This is a genomic window from Rhodoferax sp. BAB1, from assembly GCF_013334205.1.
Taxonomy (GTDB): Bacteria; Pseudomonadota; Gammaproteobacteria; order Burkholderiales; family Burkholderiaceae_C; genus Hylemonella.
In genome coordinates, this window is record NZ_CP054424.1 from 3,160,339 (window position 1) to 3,177,183 (window position 16,845).

The 16,845-nt window shown below is 67.2% G+C and carries 16 protein-coding genes; 10 read left to right on the plus strand and 6 right to left on the minus strand.

Going from position 1 to position 16,845, the window contains the following annotated elements:
* Positions 1–253: 253 nt before the first annotated feature.
* Complete coding sequence (locus HTY51_RS18800) at positions 254–2,227, minus strand: methyl-accepting chemotaxis protein (RefSeq protein WP_305791369.1); 1,974 nt, start codon at positions 2,225–2,227, stop codon at positions 254–256.
* A gap of 251 nt (positions 2,228–2,478) precedes the next feature.
* On the opposite strand from HTY51_RS18800, the gene amrB reads away from it, so the two are divergent.
* Genes amrB through HTY51_RS15260 form a run of 4 tightly spaced genes read left to right on the plus strand, consistent with a single transcriptional unit; the run spans position 2,479 to position 5,601 of the window.
* Positions 2,479–3,300 carry an AmmeMemoRadiSam system protein B gene (gene amrB, locus HTY51_RS15245; protein WP_174253517.1) on the plus strand — a complete coding sequence of 274 codons (822 nt, stop codon included), beginning with the start codon at positions 2,479–2,481 and terminating at the stop codon, positions 3,298–3,300.
* Positions 3,287–3,859 (plus strand): AmmeMemoRadiSam system protein A, encoded by a 573-nt coding sequence (amrA, locus tag HTY51_RS15250; RefSeq protein WP_174253518.1) that lies wholly within the window; start codon positions 3,287–3,289, stop codon positions 3,857–3,859. The genes amrB and amrA overlap by 14 nt, the downstream gene beginning before the upstream one ends.
* Before the next feature lies 1 nt (position 3,860).
* Positions 3,861–4,949: an AmmeMemoRadiSam system radical SAM enzyme gene (gene amrS / locus HTY51_RS15255; protein WP_174253519.1), complete on the plus strand. Its 1,089-nt coding sequence runs from the start codon at positions 3,861–3,863 to the stop codon at positions 4,947–4,949.
* 4 nt (positions 4,950–4,953) lie between these two features.
* Positions 4,954–5,601 carry a dienelactone hydrolase family protein gene (locus tag HTY51_RS15260; RefSeq protein ID WP_174253520.1) on the plus strand — a complete coding sequence of 216 codons (648 nt, stop codon included), beginning with the start codon at positions 4,954–4,956 and terminating at the stop codon, positions 5,599–5,601.
* A gap of 4 nt (positions 5,602–5,605) precedes the next feature.
* Here the strand turns inward: HTY51_RS15260 and HTY51_RS15265 are convergent, their stop codons facing one another.
* The gene (locus HTY51_RS15265; protein ID WP_174253521.1) at positions 5,606–6,226 is read right to left on the minus strand and encodes a phosphoribosyltransferase; all 621 of its coding nucleotides are present in this window, start codon (positions 6,224–6,226) and stop codon (positions 5,606–5,608) included.
* Positions 6,227–6,250: 24 nt separating this feature from the next.
* Between HTY51_RS15265 and rocF the strand changes: the two genes are divergently transcribed.
* Positions 6,251–7,198, plus strand: a complete 948-nt coding sequence (gene rocF, locus HTY51_RS15270) for an arginase (RefSeq protein ID WP_174253522.1) — start codon at positions 6,251–6,253, stop codon at positions 7,196–7,198.
* Here rocF and HTY51_RS15275 read toward each other — a convergent pair.
* The 3 genes from HTY51_RS15275 to HTY51_RS15285 all read right to left on the minus strand — a co-directional run bounded on the left by HTY51_RS15275 (position 7,175) and on the right by HTY51_RS15285 (position 11,304).
* On the minus strand, positions 7,175–9,994 hold the full coding sequence (locus HTY51_RS15275) for a bifunctional diguanylate cyclase/phosphodiesterase (RefSeq protein ID WP_174253523.1): 2,820 nt from the start codon (positions 9,992–9,994) through the stop codon (positions 7,175–7,177). The two genes, rocF and HTY51_RS15275, sit on opposite strands and share 24 nt — an antisense overlap.
* Positions 9,995–10,010: 16 nt before the next feature.
* Positions 10,011–10,448, minus strand: a complete 438-nt coding sequence (locus HTY51_RS18805) for a prepilin-type cleavage/methylation domain-containing protein (RefSeq protein WP_305791370.1) — start codon at positions 10,446–10,448, stop codon at positions 10,011–10,013.
* A 133-nt stretch (positions 10,449–10,581) separates the two neighbouring features.
* Positions 10,582–11,304, minus strand: coding sequence for a TetR/AcrR family transcriptional regulator (locus tag HTY51_RS15285; protein ID WP_174253525.1), 723 nt, complete (start codon positions 11,302–11,304; stop codon positions 10,582–10,584).
* Positions 11,305–11,357: 53 nt separating this feature from the next.
* On the opposite strand from HTY51_RS15285, the gene HTY51_RS15290 reads away from it, so the two are divergent.
* The 3 genes from HTY51_RS15290 (at position 11,358) to HTY51_RS15300 (ending at position 13,837) form a co-directional block, all read left to right on the plus strand.
* Entirely contained in the window at positions 11,358–12,128 is a 771-nt protein-coding gene (locus HTY51_RS15290) for an alpha/beta fold hydrolase (RefSeq protein ID WP_174253526.1), read from the plus strand.
* 69 nt (positions 12,129–12,197) lie between these two features.
* A complete protein-coding gene (locus HTY51_RS15295) occupies positions 12,198–12,710 on the plus strand; it encodes a flavin reductase family protein (RefSeq protein WP_174253527.1) in 513 nt (170 codons plus the stop codon).
* Between the two features lie 32 nt (positions 12,711–12,742).
* Positions 12,743–13,837: an LLM class flavin-dependent oxidoreductase gene (locus HTY51_RS15300; RefSeq protein WP_174253528.1), complete on the plus strand. Its 1,095-nt coding sequence runs from the start codon at positions 12,743–12,745 to the stop codon at positions 13,835–13,837.
* Here the strand turns inward: HTY51_RS15300 and HTY51_RS15305 are convergent.
* Entirely contained in the window at positions 13,834–14,535 is a 702-nt protein-coding gene (locus HTY51_RS15305) for a YggS family pyridoxal phosphate-dependent enzyme (RefSeq protein ID WP_174253529.1), read from the minus strand. The two genes, HTY51_RS15300 and HTY51_RS15305, sit on opposite strands and share 4 nt — an antisense overlap.
* Before the next feature lie 53 nt (positions 14,536–14,588).
* On the opposite strand from HTY51_RS15305, the gene HTY51_RS15310 reads away from it, so the two are divergent.
* Together HTY51_RS15310 and HTY51_RS15315 are read left to right on the plus strand one after the other, a co-directional pair.
* The gene (locus tag HTY51_RS15310) at positions 14,589–15,632 is read left to right on the plus strand and encodes a type IV pilus twitching motility protein PilT (protein WP_174253530.1); all 1,044 of its coding nucleotides are present in this window, start codon (positions 14,589–14,591) and stop codon (positions 15,630–15,632) included.
* Positions 15,633–15,703: 71 nt separating this feature from the next.
* Entirely contained in the window at positions 15,704–16,840 is a 1,137-nt protein-coding gene (locus HTY51_RS15315) for a PilT/PilU family type 4a pilus ATPase (RefSeq protein WP_174253531.1), read from the plus strand.
* Positions 16,841–16,845 lie beyond the last annotated feature (5 nt).

Genomic DNA, 16,845 nt, shown 5'->3' on the forward strand with positions numbered 1-16,845 from the left:
CTAATTTCTCAAGATGCGTTGCGGATCAAAAAAGCCATGCGGTAGGCGCGTGGACGCCGCCGGGGTTACCTCCCGGCCAGTCCGCATAACACCCCGCATGGCTTTTTTGGCCGCAACCCGCAGGGAACGGGGTGAAAACAGCGCCACTCGTTGTTGCACTCCTCGCCCTGGCGGCCAGCCAGAGCATCGTCGCGCGCCTAGATTGGCGCTGTTTTCACCCCGTTCGCACTTGAGAAATTAGTGTGAACAGGCCCTAGGCCAGCTTGAAGACACTGACCGCGTGGACCAGATCCTGCGCCTGGGTCTTGAGACTGCTGGCGGCTGCGGCCATCTCCTCCACCAGGGCGGCGTTCTGCTGCGTGGCCTGGTCCATGTTCGTCACCGCCTCGCCGACCTGAGACACACCGGCGCTCTGCTCGCCGCTGGCCGCACTGATCTCGGCCATGATGTCGGTCACACGCCGGATGGCGGCCACCACCTCGTTCATGGTGGTCCCGGCCTGGTCGACCTGGGCACTGCCCTGCTCGACGCGCTGCACGCTGTCGGTGATCAGGTTCTTGATCTCCTTGGCGGCCTCGGCGCTGCGACCGGCCAGCGAGCGCACCTCGCTGGCCACCACGGCAAAGCCCCGGCCCTGCTCGCCGGCCCGCGCGGCTTCCACCGCGGCATTGAGCGCCAGGATGTTGGTCTGGAAGGCGATACCGTCGATCACGCTGATGATGTCGTGGATCTTGCGGGCACTGTCGTTGATGCCCTTCATGGTGTCGACCACCTCGGCCACCACCTCGCCGCCCTTGACTGCCACCGTGCTGGCGCTTTGTGCCAGCTGGTTGGCCTGCTTGGCGTTGTCGGCGTTCTGGCGCACCGTGGAGCCGAGCTGCTCCATGGACGCCGCCGTTTCCTCCAGCGAACTGGCCTGGCTCTCGGTGCGCGCCGACAGGTCCTGGTTGCCCTGGGCAATCTCGGCGCTGGCGGTGGACACCGATTCGCTGCCGTGGCGCACCGTCTGCACCACCTCGGCCAGACCACTGCCGATGCGGTCCATGGACGCCATGAGCTGGCCCAGTTCGTCGCCGCGGTCGGCCTGCAGGCGCACGGTCAGGTCGCCCTGCGCCAGCGCCTGGGCCGCCTGGGTCGCCTGGCCCAGTGGCCGGATCACCAGCCGGCCGATCACGACATAAAGTGCGCCGGCGACCAGCAGCACCAGCACCCCGCCGATGAAACCGAAACGGTTGCGCAGCGTACGCACCTCTTCGCTGAACTCTTCCACATAGGCGCCGCCCACGACCACCCACTGCCAGCCCTGAAAGTGGGTGAAGGCCGCGATCTTCTCGCGGGTCCGACTCACTCCGCCCTCGCGGTCAGCATAGGGATAGCTGGTCACGCCGTTCTTCTTGTCCAGAATGTCCTTGATGAATTCACGCCCGTCGACATCCTTGTTCCCCAACACGTTCTTGCCCTCTTCCGTCGGGTGAACCACATAGGTTCCCAGATTGGCACCCGGGCGAGCATCCAGGACATAAAAATAGCCGGACTTGCCGATCTTCATGCCGCGGATGGTGCTCTTGAGCTGGGTCAGGTAGTCGCTGTAATCGAGCCCGATGAAGGACAGGCCGACGACCTTGCCCTGCGCATCCACGATCGGGTCGTACTGGGTGATGTAGGGCTTGCCGAACAGCACGGCGGGGCCGTTATAGGTCTTGCCTTCCAGCGTGGCCTTGTAGCCCGGGTGGGCACGGTCCAGCAGGGTGCCGATGGCACGTGCTCCCTTGTCGGTCTTGAGCGAGGTCGTGACGCGGATGAAGTCGTCGCCGGTCTTGGCGAACACGGTGGCCACCGCGCCGGTGGCCTGGGTGAACTGGTCGGCCACGCTGAAGTCCATGTTCAGCACCTTGCCATCGAGCTTGAGCGTCGGGGCCGGCTTGCCGTTGACCTCGGTGATGGCCGGATCGAGCTCGAAACGCCCGGCCAGGCGCGCCTGCAGGGCCTTGGCCAGCGCTGCCGCGCGCAGGCGCAGATCCTTGTCGGAAGCGTCGATGAGTTCGGTGATCAGCCGTGTCTTGCTGGCCACCTCCTCGCTGGCGCGTTCCTCGACCGAGCCCATCAGGGCATAGCCGATCCCGAGCACGAAGGCCAGGAAAACCGCGCCCACGACCGCCAGGATGCTGAGGGCCAGCTTGATGGCCAGACTCAGGTCGCGCCAGCCCGTTGATTTCATCGTGCTCATGAGGACCACCTGTTTCAGGGCAAAAGGCCTTATGAGTCATTCTGCATAAGTAGGTCGCAACGGGAAAGAGGGAAAAGACCGGTATTTGCCGCAAAGTTGCCCCTCGCCAGCGCGGACTCCGGCCTTGCGGCCATGGTTGACGCTGACTGCGCGGCGCAGTACCGTTCATCCGATGCACCCGGTCGGGCGCTTGACATGCCCGGCCCCGGCCCCAACTCGACCCCAGGAAAAGTTTTCAAGAGAGTCCGCGCATGCACACCATACGCCAGCCGGCCGTGGCCGGCGCCTTCTACCCCGGCCAGGCCGGAGCGCTGGCCAGCACCCTGGCCAGCCTGCTGGCGGCGGCACGTGCCGAGCAGCACAACGCCGCCACGCCTGCCTCACCCAAGGTCCTGATCGTCCCGCATGCGGGCTACATCTACTCCGGCTCCATGGCCGCACGCGCCTATGCGCAACTGGCCAGCGTGCGTGACACGGTGCGTCGCGTCGTGCTGCTGGGCCCGGTGCACCGTGTGCCGGTGCGTGGCCTGGCCCTGCCCGGATCCGAGGCCTTTGCCACACCGTTGGGGGAGATCGGGATCGACCAGGACGCGGTGGCGGCGCTCAAGTCCCTGCGCCAGGTCGTGGTGAGCCCGGCCGCCCATGCGCTGGAGCATTCGCTCGAAGTCCAGCTGCCCTTCCTGCAAAGCGTGCTGGGCCCTTTCAAGCTGTTGCCGCTGGCCGTGGGCGACGCCGAGCCGCACGAGGTGGCCCAGGTGCTGGACGCGCTGTGGGGCGGGCCGGAAACGCTCATCGTCATCAGCTCCGACCTTTCGCACTACCTGCCCTACCGCGCTGCGCAGAACATCGACAGCGAGACCGTGGAGCGCATCCTGGCCCTGGAGCCGACGCTCACGCACGAGCAGGCCTGCGGCGGCACGCCCATCAACGGCCTGCTGCTGGCCGCGCGCCGGCGCCACCTGCAGCCGCTGCTGCTGGGCCTGTGCAATTCCGGCGATACCGCCGGCGACAAACAGCGCGTGGTCGGTTATGCCGCCATCAGCTTCACGGAGCCGGTGCATGTCACGCACTGACGCACCGCAGGGCAGGGTGCTGCTGCCGCTGGCGCGCGCCGCCATCATGCAGGCGTTCGGCCGCAGCCACGCGGCCAATGACACGGCGCCCTGGCTGCGCGAGCCTGGCGCCTGTTTCGTCACGCTCACGCAGGACGAGCAGCTGCGCGGCTGCATCGGCACGCTGCAGCCACACCGCCCCTTGCTGGTGGATGTGCGCGCCAATGCCCTGGCCGCCGCCTTCCACGACCCGCGCTTTGCGCCGCTGGCAGAGCGCGAACTGGAGCGCACCGAAGTGGAAGTCTCCCTGCTCTCGCCCATGCAGGCGCTGGACTTCGGCAGCGAGGCCGAAGCGCTGGCGCAGTTGCGCCCCGGCGTGGACGGTGTGGTGTTCCAGTTCGGATCGCGACGCAGCACCTTCCTGCCCCAGGTATGGGAGCAGTTGCCCGCGGTGGACGACTTCATGGCCCACCTGAAGCGCAAGGCCGGCCTGCCCACCAGCTTCTGGCATGAGGAAGTCCGTCTGCAACGCTACACGGTGAGCAAGTGGAAAGAGGGCGAGTTCGCGCTCGCGCACTGAGATGGGTGCAAGAGACGACATCGACGCCTACCCGGCCCGCTGGTGGCACGCCATCGAGGACGGCCGCCTGCAGTGCGACCTGTGCCCGCGCGACTGCAAGCTGCACGCGGGCCAGCGCGGCGCCTGCTTCGTGCGCATGCGCGAGGGGGATCGCATGATCCTGACCACGTATGGACGTTCGTCCGGGTTTTGCATCGACCCGATCGAGAAGAAGCCGCTGAACCACTACTACCCCGGCAGCAGCGTGCTGTCCTTCGGCACCGCCGGCTGCAACCTGGCCTGCAAGTTCTGCCAGAACTGGGACATCAGCAAATCGCGCGACATGGACCGCCTGATGGACCAGGCCTCGCCGCAAGCCATTGCACAGGCTGCTGCGGAATCGGGCTGCCGCAGCGTGGCCTTCACCTACAACGACCCGGTGATCTTTGCCGAATACGCCATGGACGTGGCCGATGCCTGCCACGCGCGCGGCGTGCAGACGGTGGCGGTGACCGCCGGCTACATGCACGACCAGGCACGGCGCGAGTTCTACGCCAAGATGGACGCCGCCAACGTGGACCTGAAGGCCTTCAGCGACGACTTCTATTTCAGGCTGACCGGCTCGCACCTGCAGCCGGTGCTCGACACCCTCGTCTACCTGAGGCACGAAACCCAGGTCTGGTTCGAGATCACCACCCTGCTGATCCCCGGCCACAACGACAGCGACGAGGAGATCACGGCCATGAGCCGCTGGATCATGCGCGAGCTCGGTCCGGACGTGCCGCTGCACTTCACCGCCTTCCACCCGGACCACAAGATGCCGGACGTGCCGGCCACGCCGGCGTCCACCCTGATCCGGGCCCGCCGCATCGCCCTGGACCACGGCCTGCACTACGTCTACACCGGCAATGTGCGCAACGCGGAAGGCGACACCACCTTCTGCCCGCACTGCCGCCAGTCGCTGATCGAGCGTGACTGGCACCGGATCGCCAATTACCGCCTCAGGCCCGACGGCCGCTGCCCGCATTGCGACACGGCGATCGCCGGGCGCTTTGCAGAACAGGCCGGCAACTTCGGCCGGCGACGCATTCCGATCGCGATCGGGGCCTAGGAGCATGACCATGCCCATACAGGAACTGCTGCGCATCCCGGCCGACGACGTGCACATCGAGGGCATGCTGGAGCTGCCGGCGAACGCCCGCGGTTTGGTGCTGTTCGCGCACGGCAGCGGCAGCAGCCGGCACAGCCCGCGCAACAACCACGTGGCCAGGATGCTGCATGCACGGGGCAGCGGCACGCTGCTGCTGGATCTGCTCACGCTGAGCGAGGACCTGGATTACCACACGCGCTTCGACATCAGCCTGCTGACGCACCGCCTGCTGGTGGCGAGTGCCTATGTCATGCAACACACGCCGGCCAGCCGCCACCTGCCCATCGGCTATTTCGGTGCCAGTACCGGCGCTGCGGCCGCCTTGCAGGCCGCAGCCGCCCTGGGCGATGAGGTGCAGGCCGTGGTCTCGCGCGGCGGCCGCGCCGACCTGGCCGGCGCGCACGAACTGGCCAAGGTACGTGCCCCCACCCTGCTGCTGGTGGGGGAAGCCGACAGCGAGGTGCTGCAGCTCAATCGCGTGGCCTACGCGAAGCTGCAGTGCGAGAAGGAACTGTCGGTGATCCCGGACGCCACCCATCTCTTCGAGGAGCCGGGCGCGCTGGACGAGGTGGCGCGCCAGGCCGCCGACTGGTTCGGCAGGCACTGGAAATAAGCCTTTAATCCTTCAGCAGCGCGATCACTTCCTCGTCTTCCACCTGCTGGAAATCCTGGTAGAACTGGCCCACGGCCTGGAACCACTCGGGCGTTTCCAGGCACACCACCTCATCCGCCAGCGTCCGCACTTTCTCCAGCGTGTCGGGCGGGGCCACCGGCACGGCACACACCAGTTTGGCTGGCTTCTGCTGGCGCAGCCCGTGCAAGGCCGCGATCATGGTGGCGCCGGTGGCCAGGCCGTCGTCGACCACGATCACGGTGCGGCCGGCCGGCTTGATGTGCGCGCGCAAGGGGGTGTACTGGGCGCGACGCTGGCGTATCGTCTCCAATTGCCTGCGCTTTTCCGCTTCGATGTGTTGAGCATCGGCCCCGGTACTGGCGGCAAAGGGGGCGGTATAGGTCCAGCCGCTTTCGTCCACCGAGCCGATCGCCAGTTCGGGCTGGCCGGGCGCGCGCAGCTTGCGCACCAGCACCACGTCGAAATCGCCCTTCAGGCGCTCGGCTATGAGCCTGGCCATGGGCACGGCACCGCGCGGGATGGCCAGCACCAGCGGATGCTGGCCCCGGTAGGCCGCGAGTGCGACGGCCAATTGCTCGGCAGCTTGAATTCGGTCACGGAACATGACTGTCTCCCGCAGAATGGCACCATGCCGCCGCTATTGAAGCACGAGATCGAACTCATCGGGGCCCCGTGTGATGCCGGGGCCAGCGTGGCGGGCGCCCGCCTGGGGCCCGGTGCACTGCGCGAGGCGGGGCTGGTCACGCGTTTGCTGGCACAGGGCTGCGCCGTGCACGATACCGGTGACCTGGACGGCCCCTCAGCGCCTGCGCAGACGGTGATCGAGGGCTACCGCAACCTCGCAGAAGTCACGGCCTGGAACCGGGCCGTGCACGATGCCGTGACGCTGGCGCTGAACCGGGGACGCCTGCCCCTGCTGCTGGGTGGTGACCACAGCCTGGCCATCGGCTCCATCAGCGCCGTGGCGCGACAGTGCCGCAACACCGGTCGGCCCTTGCGCGTGCTCTGGTTCGACGCCCATGCCGACTGCAACAGCCGCCGCACCAGCCCCAGCGCCAATCTGCACGGCATGCCGGTGGCCTGTCTGTGCGGGGTGGGGCCCATGGCGCTGACCGGCCTGACCGGCCAGGTGCCGGCGCTGGCCCCGGCGCAACTGCGCCTGATCGGCGTACGCAGCGTGGACCCCGGCGAGGCGCAGCTGGTGCAGCGCCTGGGGCTGGAGGTCACCGGCATGGACACCTTGCGCACGGCGGGCGCGGACGCCGTGATGGCGCACGCGCTGGAAGCGCTGCCGGCAGACGCACATCTGCATGTCAGCCTGGACCTGGACTTCCTGGACCCCGCCGTCGCGCCCGGCACGGGCACGGTGGTGGCCGGTGGCGCGAGCCTGGAACAGGCCCGCTCATGCCTGCAGTGGATCGCCCGCAGCGGCCGGCTGGGCTCACTGGACGTGATGGAACTCAACCCGTCGCTGGATCAGAACCAGCAGACCGTTCGCCATGCGGTCGATCTCATCGCCGAACTGCTGGCTACGGGTCCGGCCCGCCGCGCGTCAGGCGATTTCGGCCGGGCGTGAGGGGGTCATCAGCGCTTCGAGTTCGTCGGCCGTGATCGGCAGGCTGTAATGGTTGCCCTGGGCCTGCTCGCACTGCCAGATGCGCAGCAGTTCGGCCTGCTCTTCGCGCTCCACACCTTCGGCCACGACCGTCTTGCCCAGGGCATGCGCCAGCGCGATGATGGAATGCACGATGCTGCCGGCGCCGTCGTTGCGCCCCAGATCCCGGGTGAAGGCGCGGTCGATCTTGAGGATGTCGATCGGCAGGCGCTGCAGGTAGCTCAGCGAGGAGTAGCCGGTGCCGAAATCGTCCAGCGCGATGACCACGCCGGTCCGCTTGATCTGGCCGAGCTGCTCGCCCACCGCTTCGATGTTGTCGATCAGCGTGCCCTCGGTGACCTCGAGTTCGAGGGCTGCCGGCACCACGCCGCTGGCCTGCAGCGCCTGCTGCACCCGCTGGCCCAGGCGTCCCGACTTGAGCTGGCGGCCCGAGACATTGACGGACAGGGTGATGCGGTAACCCGCCGCCTGCCAGTGCCCCAGCTGCTCGCAGACCTGGTCCAGCACCCAGCCCCCGATCTCGTCGATCAGCCCGACCTCCTCGGCCAGCGGGATGAACTTCTCGGGACTGACCCAGCCCAGCTCCGGATGAAACCAGCGCAGCAGCGCCTCGGCGCCCGAGAGCTGGCCGTCGCTCAACCGCACACGCGGCTGGTAACGCAGCGAGAGCTGGCCGCGCGCGATGGCCTGTCGCAGCTCGCGCTCCAGCACGGACTGCTCCTGCTGGGCGAGGTTCATGCTCTCCTCGAAGAAGATGACGCGCCCGCGCCCTGTCGCCTTGCCCCGGTACATGGCCATGTCGGCCTTCTTGAGCAGTTCCGGCGCAAGGCTGCCGTCGTCCGGGAAGATGGCCACGCCGATGCTCGCGCTCAGGTAGCTGGTGCTGCCGTCGATCATGAAGGGCTCGGCCAGCAGACCCAGCATCTCGCTGGCCAGGCGGGCCGCCTGCTGCGCCTGGCCCAGGCTGGGCAGCAACACGACGAACTCGTCGCCCCCCAGGCGGGCCACGGTGTCGCCTTCGCGCGTGCAGGAGCTCAGGCGCTCGGCCACCTGGCACAGCAGGCGGTCACCGCCCTCGTGCCCCAGGCTGTCATTGATCTTCTTGAAGCGGTCCAGGTCGATGAACAGCACGGCCAGCTGTTTGCCATTGCGCCGCGTGTGGGCCATCTCCTGGTTCAGGCGCTCGAGCAGCAAGGGCCGGTTGGGCAGGCCGGTCAGGGCATCGTGGTAGGCGCGGAACTTGAGCTGCTCGTCACGCGCATGGGCCGCCAGGGCCACGCCGATGCGGTTGACCAGGTCGCGCGCCTGCTGCACCAGCTCGTTGCTGAATTCGCGCGGCTCCAGCAGGCCGATGGCCAGCAAGCCGCTGACCTTCTCGTCCCAGAAGATGGGCAGCACCAGGATGCGCCGTGCGCCGGCGTCGGCCACCATGGACAGGAAGTCCGGCAGCTCGCCGCCGCCCACCTCGAACCACATACCGTCGTAGTCGCGCGCCAGCTGCTCCAGCAGCCAGGGCTCCAGCTTGCTGGGCACCTTGGACGTCATCTCCTGCTCGCCGGCATAGAGATGCACGATGCCGAAGTCCGCGGCCTGCTGGTCGAACACCACCATGCTGGTCACGGCCTTCGGCCAGAGCTCGTGCAGGCGCTCCTGGACGCGGGTGATGATCTGCTCCATGTCCACGCGCGCGAGGATTTCGTGATCGATCTCGGCCAGCGCGCGCAGCGTGCCGATCTGCCGACCCAGGCGCGCGGCCATCTTGTTGAGCGCCTGCGCCAGCTGGCCGAACTCGTCGTCGCGCCGCACCAGCACGGGCTGATTGAACTCCTCGTGCGCGATGCGTCGCGTGCCGTCGATCAGCCGCTCCAGCGGGATCAGCATGCGCCGCAACTGTACCCCGCTGAGCAGCGCCACCAGCAGCAGGGTCAGCAGGATGATGCCGAGAAAGACATAGGCCAGCTGGCCCCAGCCGGCATCACTCGCACCCTGCGGGCGCAGCGTGATGACGGCCCAGTCATCGACCGCGAAGCGCGCGCGCAGGAACAGAGCGCGTGTATTGAACTGCCAGGCATCGCTGACACCCGTGGTCCGCGCCTGCTGCTGTGCTGCGATCCCGGCGGCGACGGCCGTGAGCCGGGCCTGCGAACAGTACAGGACGTGGCCCGCGTCATCGAGCACACAGGCCTGGGTCTGATGCGCCAGGTCCTCCGCCTCGCCCCACACATGCGCCGGCGCCAGCTCGGCCAGCAGCACGCCGCGTGCGGCCTGGGCCGGGTCGACCGCCGTGGCCAGAAAGATGCGGACGCCCGTCGCATCGGGCTGCGTGAGCAGCACGCTGTCACCGCGTGCCAGCTGGGCCAGTGCCTGGGGCTCCTGCAGCCGCTGGCCAGGCCAGGCGTCTGCCGGGCTGCCGGACAGCGCCTGCGCGTGCACATCGATGCGCTTGAACACCCGGTGCGCCTGGTCCGGGCTGGTGTCGGCCACCGCCAGCCCCTGGCGCAGGCCGGCGGCCTGCACGCTGAGCATGAAATGCGCACCCAGCAGACGCTCGTACAGGCCGCTGGCGTAGTTGCCGCCTTCCAGCGCCAGCTGGCGGCTCACGTGCTGCTGGTCCATATTGCGCATGTGCCCGTAGGCCAGCACGGCCAGCAGCACGGCCGGCACCAGGGCCGACAGCAGGAACAGCAGGAACACACGCCGCGCCACCCGGCTGCGCAGGAACAGGCCCTGGATGGGGAGTTTCAGCAGGGGGAACATGATGGTCGCAGCGCGCTCATTGGGTGTAGTCGGCGGCGAGGCCGACAAAAGCACCATCATTGGCCCGCACGATGTCGTCCAGGCTTTCCTTGTTGGTCAGCTGCGTTTTCGATGCCCCGTCCCGGCCCGGGCTGTAGAGATCGAAATCGGAGTTCAGCGGATTGAGCTTGCGGTCCTTGCGCGCCTTGCCTTTGCCCTCGGCGCTGGCCAGTTCCTGGTAGACGTAGGGACGGCCCCAGGGATCACGCCGGTCGGCATTGCCGACCTCCGCCAGCGTGTCCGGGTAACTGCCGCTGTTGATGCGGAAGTCCTGGACCAGGGTCTGCAGGATCTTGATGTCCTGGATGGCCTGTGTCTGCTTGATGCGCTCCTGGTAGCTCTGGTACATGGGCAGGGCAATGGCCGCAAGCACTCCGACCATGGCCACCACGAGCAGCAGCTCGATGAGGGTCATTCCGGAGGATCGGCAAGGTGCCGGGACAGCAGGGGGGTACATGGTCAGGCCTGGATTGTAATTTTATGTAACAAGCACGGCTGCGCCAGCGGGTAAGCCCGTCCCCCACCCCCAGTGGCAGCTTACTTGTGACTTATTCCACGTTTTGCTGCGCCACGACCCGGGGCAGTGCCGCACTGCGGGCCTGGAACACCCCCAGCCCCGGCAAGACCTCGCGCGCACCGGCCATGAAGTGGCGGATGGTCAGCCGGATCAGTTCGTCCAGATCGGCCTGCAGCGGCACGTCGAAGATCCAGCGGCGCTGGCCGAAGTAGAAGATGCGCGCGTTGATGCCCCAGACCAGTTCGATCTCCAGTTCGCTCAGCGGCAGCGCCTGCGGCCCCGGCAGGCCCAGCTCGGCACGCAGCTCGATGGCCACCGGCTCCAGCACACGGCTGCGCAGGAACTGCAGGTAGCGCTGGTTGATGGCCTCGCCCTTGAGGCCGGAGAACATGAACAGGCGCACCCAGTCCCAGGTCAGCGCGGTTTTCGCGTAGTCGGTGTACAGGCGCACCAGGCGCTCCTCCAGCGGCACACGCCGGTCGGCGAGGATGACTTCCCAGTAGGGATTCCAGCGCCCGACGTAGACCTCCTGGTAGACCCGCTCGATGAGGGCCGCCTTGCTGGGGAAGTACTTGAAGATCAGCGACTGTGTCACGCCCACGCGCCGCGCCAGCTCGCGCGTGTCGCCGTCGAAGCCGACCTCGGCGAAGAACTTCACCGCCGCCTCGACGATGGCCCGCTCGCGCGCTTCGCCGGCCGGCCGCCGCCGCGGCGGTGCCGTCGGCGGCGTTGGCAGGGTTTTGCGGCTTGTCATGGCCGCGATCTTAATGATCTAATGCTCACCCTCGCAAGCTCTTCCTGCGCCCCATGACCCCAGCCCTCGCGCACAGCATCCACGGCCCGGAACACGCCCCCTGGCTGACCCTGAGCCACCCCATCGGGGTCGACCGGCGGATCTGGGATCCCCTGCTGCCCCTGCTGACCCCGCACTACCGCGTGCTGGCCGTCGACACGCGCGGACACGGCGGCTCGGCCGCCCCCGACGCCGCCTGCAGCATGGACGAACTGGCCGCCGACGTGCTGCAGCTCTGGCAGCAACTGGCCATCACGCAGAGCCACTTTCTCGGACTCTCGCTGGGCGGCTGCATCGGCACGGCCCTGGCCCTGTCGGCCCCGGAACGCCTGCGTTCCCTGGTCGTGGCCTGCTCACGGCTGGAGATGGATGCCGCCGCCACTGCCATGTGGCAGCAGCGCGCCACCCTGGTGGAGCAGCAGGGCATGGCACCGGTGCTCGCACCCACGCTGGAGCGCTGGTTCACCCCGGACTTCCTGTCCCGCCAGCCCGCCACGGTGGACTGGGTGGGCCAGTTGTTGCTGGCCTGCCCGCCGCGCGGTTTTGCGGCCTGCGCCCGTGCCCTGGCCGGACTGCATCTGCAAAAACAGCTCGCCGGCTTGCACGTCCCCACCCTCTTCCTGGCCGGTCAGGACGACAAGGCGGTTTCGGCAGACCAGGTCCAGACCTACGCCCGCCTGAGCCCGGGCGCCCGCTTCGAGGCCCTGGTCGGCCCGCACATCCTGCACCTCGAGAACCCGGAGGGCTTCAGCCGCAGTGCCCTCGATTTCCTGGGCCGGCACTGAACTCGCTGGGCGCCCTTTCTCGGGTTTACCCTGATTTGATATTGATCAAGTGATCACCAAAATCCGGGCATGGCCTCCCCCCATGCCCCCCGCCCTCCCTCCGACCCGCTGGACCTGCGCCGCGCCTTCGGCCGCTTCGGCACCGGGGTGACCGTGGTCACCACGCGCACGCCCGACGGGTTACGCCTGGGCGTGACGGCCAATTCCTTCAACACGGTCTCGCTGGCCCCGCCCATCGTGCTGTGGAGCCTGGCAGAACGTTCGCCCAGCCTGGCCGGTTTTCGTGCCGCCGGGCGCTTCGTGGTCAACGTGCTGGCACTGGACCAACTGGAACTGGCGCAGCGCTTTGCGCGCCCGGCTGCCGACAAGTTTGCCGGCATCGACTGCCTGGCGGGCCTGCACGAGCAGCCGGTGCTGGGGGGCTGCGCCGCCAGCATCGAGTGCCGCATCGTCGGCGACCAGCACGTGGGCGACCACGTTCTCTTCCTGGGCGAGGTGGAGCGTTACGCCCACAGCGCCAGCACGCCGCTGCTGTTCTGCAATGGCCAGTTCCAGCAGGGCGTGGGGCTCAGGGCCTGTTGACAAAGTCACCGATCCACATTGAGAGGAAAACCATGAAACTCGGCATGTTCATGATGCCCATCCACCCGCCGGGGCGCGACATCCGCGCAACGCTGCGCGAGGACCGCGAAGCCGTGCTGCTGGCCGACCGCCTGGGCTACAGCGAGGCCTACGTGGGCGAGCACGTCACCGACGCGGCCGAGAACATCACCTCGTCCATGATCTTCCTGGCCAGCCTGGCGGCCGAGACGAAGCAGATCAAGCTCGGCACCGGCACCATCAACATCCCCAACAGCCATCCGGCAGCGGTGGCAGCGCAGGCGGCCATGCTGGACCACCTGCTGGACGGGCGCTTCATCATGGGCATCAGCCCGGGCGGCCTGATGTCGGATGCCGAGGTCTTCGGCAATTTCGGCGCCAACCGCAACGAGATGTTCGTCGAGGGCATCGATACGGTGCTGAAGATCTGGGCCTCCGAGCCGCCCTACGACATCGAGGGCAAGTACTGGAAGGTCTCGGTGGCCAAGACCATGATCCCCGAGATCGGTCAGGGTTTCATCATGAAACCGCTACAGAAGCCCCACCCGCTGATCGTGGGCACCGCGGTGGCGCCGCACTCCCAGGGCGTGACCGAGATGGCCAAGCGCGGCTGGCAGCCGATCTCGGCCAACTTCCTGATGCCCGAGTGGGTGAAGTCGCACTGGCCCAAGTACGTCGAAGGCCGCGAGGCGGTGGGCGCCCAGGCCAGCCCGGCCGAATGGCGCGTGGCCAAGAGCATCTTCGTGGCCGACGACGCGGCCACCGCCCGGCGTTACGGGCACAGCGCCGACGGCCCCTACCACTTCTACTTCAAGCAGCTGATCCGCAAGCTGGTGGGTGCCGGCGGACGCGGCAACCTCTTCAAGACCGATCCCGACATGCCCAACGAGGCCATCACGCCCGAGTACGTGACGCAAAAGCTGGTGATCGCCGGCACGGTGGATACGGTGGTGGAACAGCTGCTGTCTTTCCGTGCGCAGGTGGGTGACTTCGGTACCTTGCTCTACGCCTGCCACGACTGGCTGGACCCGGCCCTGGGCCAGCGCTCCATGCAGCTCATGGCCGAAGAGGTGATGCCGCGCCTGAACGCGGCCATCGGCAAGACCTAGGCTCTGGCGCGGCCGTAGTCACGACCACCGAAGATGGCCGTGCCCACGCGCACCAGGGTACTGCCGGCGTGGATGGCGGCCTCCAGGTCGGCGCTCATGCCCATGGACAGGGTGTCCAGCGCCAGCCCGTCGGCACGCAGCTGCTCCAACATATCCTTGGCCCGCAGGAACACGGCCTTCATGGCCTCGAAGTCCGGCTGCGGATCGGGGATGCACATCAGGCCGCGCAGCTGCAGACGTGGCAGCGCCGCCACCGCATGGGCCAGGGCCGGCAGGTCCCCCGGCGCCACGCCAGACTTGCTCGTCCCGCCGTCCACATTGACCTGCAGGCAGATCTGCAGCGGGGGCAGGTGGACCGGGCGCTGTTCGCTGAGTCGCTGCGCGATCTTGAGGCGATCCACGGTCTGCGCCCAGGCGAAGTGCTCGGCCACCAGGCGCGTCTTGTTGCTCTGGATCGGACCGATGCAGTGCCACTGCAGGGGCAGGTCCCCCAGCACGGCCATCTTGTCCACGGCCTCCTGGATGTAGTTCTCGCCGAAGGCCGTCTGGCCGGCGGCATGGGCAGCGCGCACTGCCTCGGGGCCGAAGGTTTTTGAAACCGCCAGCAAGCCGACGCTGGCCGGGTCACGCCCGGCGGCATGACATGCGGCAGCGATGCGGGCATGAACGGCTTGGAGCTGGGCGGCAATCACGGTCATAATTGTCCGGCAAGCTTAGCAAAGTACGCCTACACCGATCGATAGAGGGACACGTGGACATTACCCAACTGCTGGCATTCAGCGTCAAGAACAAGGCCTCCGACCTGCACCTCTCCGCCGGCCTGCCGCCCATGATCCGCGTGCACGGCGACGTGCGCCGCATCAACGTCGAGGCCCTGGGGCACAAGGAAGTGCACGCCATGGTGTACGACATCATGAACGACACCCAGCGCAAGAATTACGAAGAATTCCTGGAAGTCGACTTCTCCTTTGAGATCGATGGCCTGGCGCGCTTCCGGGTCAATGCCTTCAACCACAACCGCGGCGCGGGCGCCGTGTTCCGGACCATCCCGAGCAAGATCCTGACCCTGGAGCAGCTCAACGCCCCCAAGATCTTCGGTGAACTGGCGCTCAGGCCGCGCGGCATGGTGCTGGTGACCGGCCCCACGGGCTCGGGCAAGTCCACCACCCTGGCGGCCATGGTCAACTACCTCAACGAGACCGAGTTCGGCCACATCCTGACGGTGGAAGACCCGATCGAGTTCGTGCACGAATCCAAGAAGTGCCTGATCAACCAGCGTGAAGTCGGCCCGCACACCCTGAGTTTCGCCGCCGCCCTGAAATCGGCCCTGCGCGAAGACCCGGACGCCATCCTGGTGGGCGAAATGCGCGACCTGGAAACCATCCGCCTGGCCATGACCGCAGCCGAGACCGGTCACCTGGTATTCGGCACCCTGCACACCTCCAGCGCCGCCAAGACCATCGACCGCATCATCGACGTGTTCCCGGCCGAGGAAAAGGAAATGATCCGCGCCATGCTGTCCGAATCGCTGCAGGCCGTGATCTCGCAGACCCTGTGCAAGACCAAGGACGGCAGCGGCCGGGTGGCGGCGCACGAGATCATGCTGGGCACGCCGGCCATCCGCAACCTGATCCGCGAGGCCAAGGTGGCGCAGATGTATTCCAGCATCCAGACCGGCAACAGCGTGGGCATGCAGACGCTGGACCAGAACCTGACCGACTTGGTCAAGCGCAACATCATCAGCGCCGCGGAAGCCCGCGGCAAGGCCAAGATCCCCGAGAACTTCCCCGGCTGAAGCCGTGGGGGGTACGGACAACCCACGCGTCCCGCCGCTGAGGCGGGGCGCACCAGGAAGGAGGTGCTCTCATGGAGCGCGACCAGGCAACCAAGTTCATCAACGACCTGCTGCGGCTGATGATCAGCCGCAACGGCAGCGATCTGTTCATCACCGCCGACTTCCCGCCCGCCATCAAGGTCGACGGCAAGGTGACCAAGGTGTCGCCCCAGCCCCTGAGCTCGGCCCACACCATGGCGCTGGCGCGTTCGATCATGAACGACAAGCAGATCGCCGAGTTCGAACGCACCAAGGAGTGCAACTTCGCGATCTCGCCACCCAATGTCGGGCGCTTCCGTGCCAACGCCTTCATCCAGCAGGGCAAGGTCGGCCTGGTGCTGCGCGTGATTCCCGCCACGCTGCCGACCATCGACACCCTGGGCGTGCCCCAGGTGCTCAAGGAAGTGACCATGGCCAAGCGCGGCCTGTGCATCATGGTGGGCGCCACCGGCTCGGGCAAGTCCACCACGCTGGCCGCCATGGTGGACTGGCGCAATGAGAACTCCCACGGCCACATCATCACCATCGAGGACCCGGTCGAGTTCGTGCACCCGCACAAGAACTGCGTGGTGACACAGCGCGAAGTGGGGCTGGACACCGACAGCTGGGAAATCGCCCTCAAGAACACGCTGCGCCAGGCGCCCGACGTGATCCTCATGGGTGAGATCCGCGACCGCGAGACCATGGAACACGCCGTGGCCTTTGCCGAAACCGGCCACCTGTGCCTGGCCACCCTGCACGCCAACAGCGCCAACCAGGCACTGGACCGCATCATCAACTTCTTCCCCGAAGAACGTCGTCCGCAACTGCTGATGGACCTGTCGCTCAACCTGCGCGCCCTGGTGTCGCAGCGCCTCGTCCCCAAGCAGGACGGCAAGGGCCGCTCGGCGGCGGTGGAGGTCATGCTCAACTCGCCGCTGATTTCCGACCTGATCTTCAAGGGCGAGATCTCCGAGATCAAGGAGATCATGAAAAAGAGCCGCAACATGGGCATGCAGACCTTCGACCAGGCCCTGTTCGACCTGTACGAAGGCAACCAGATCACCTACGAGGACGCGCTGCGCAACGCCGACTCGGTCAACGACCTGCGCCTGCAGATCAAGCTCAACAGCCAGCGAGGCAAGACACAGGACTTGAGCGCCGGCACCGAAAACTTCGCCATCGTGTAAGGGCT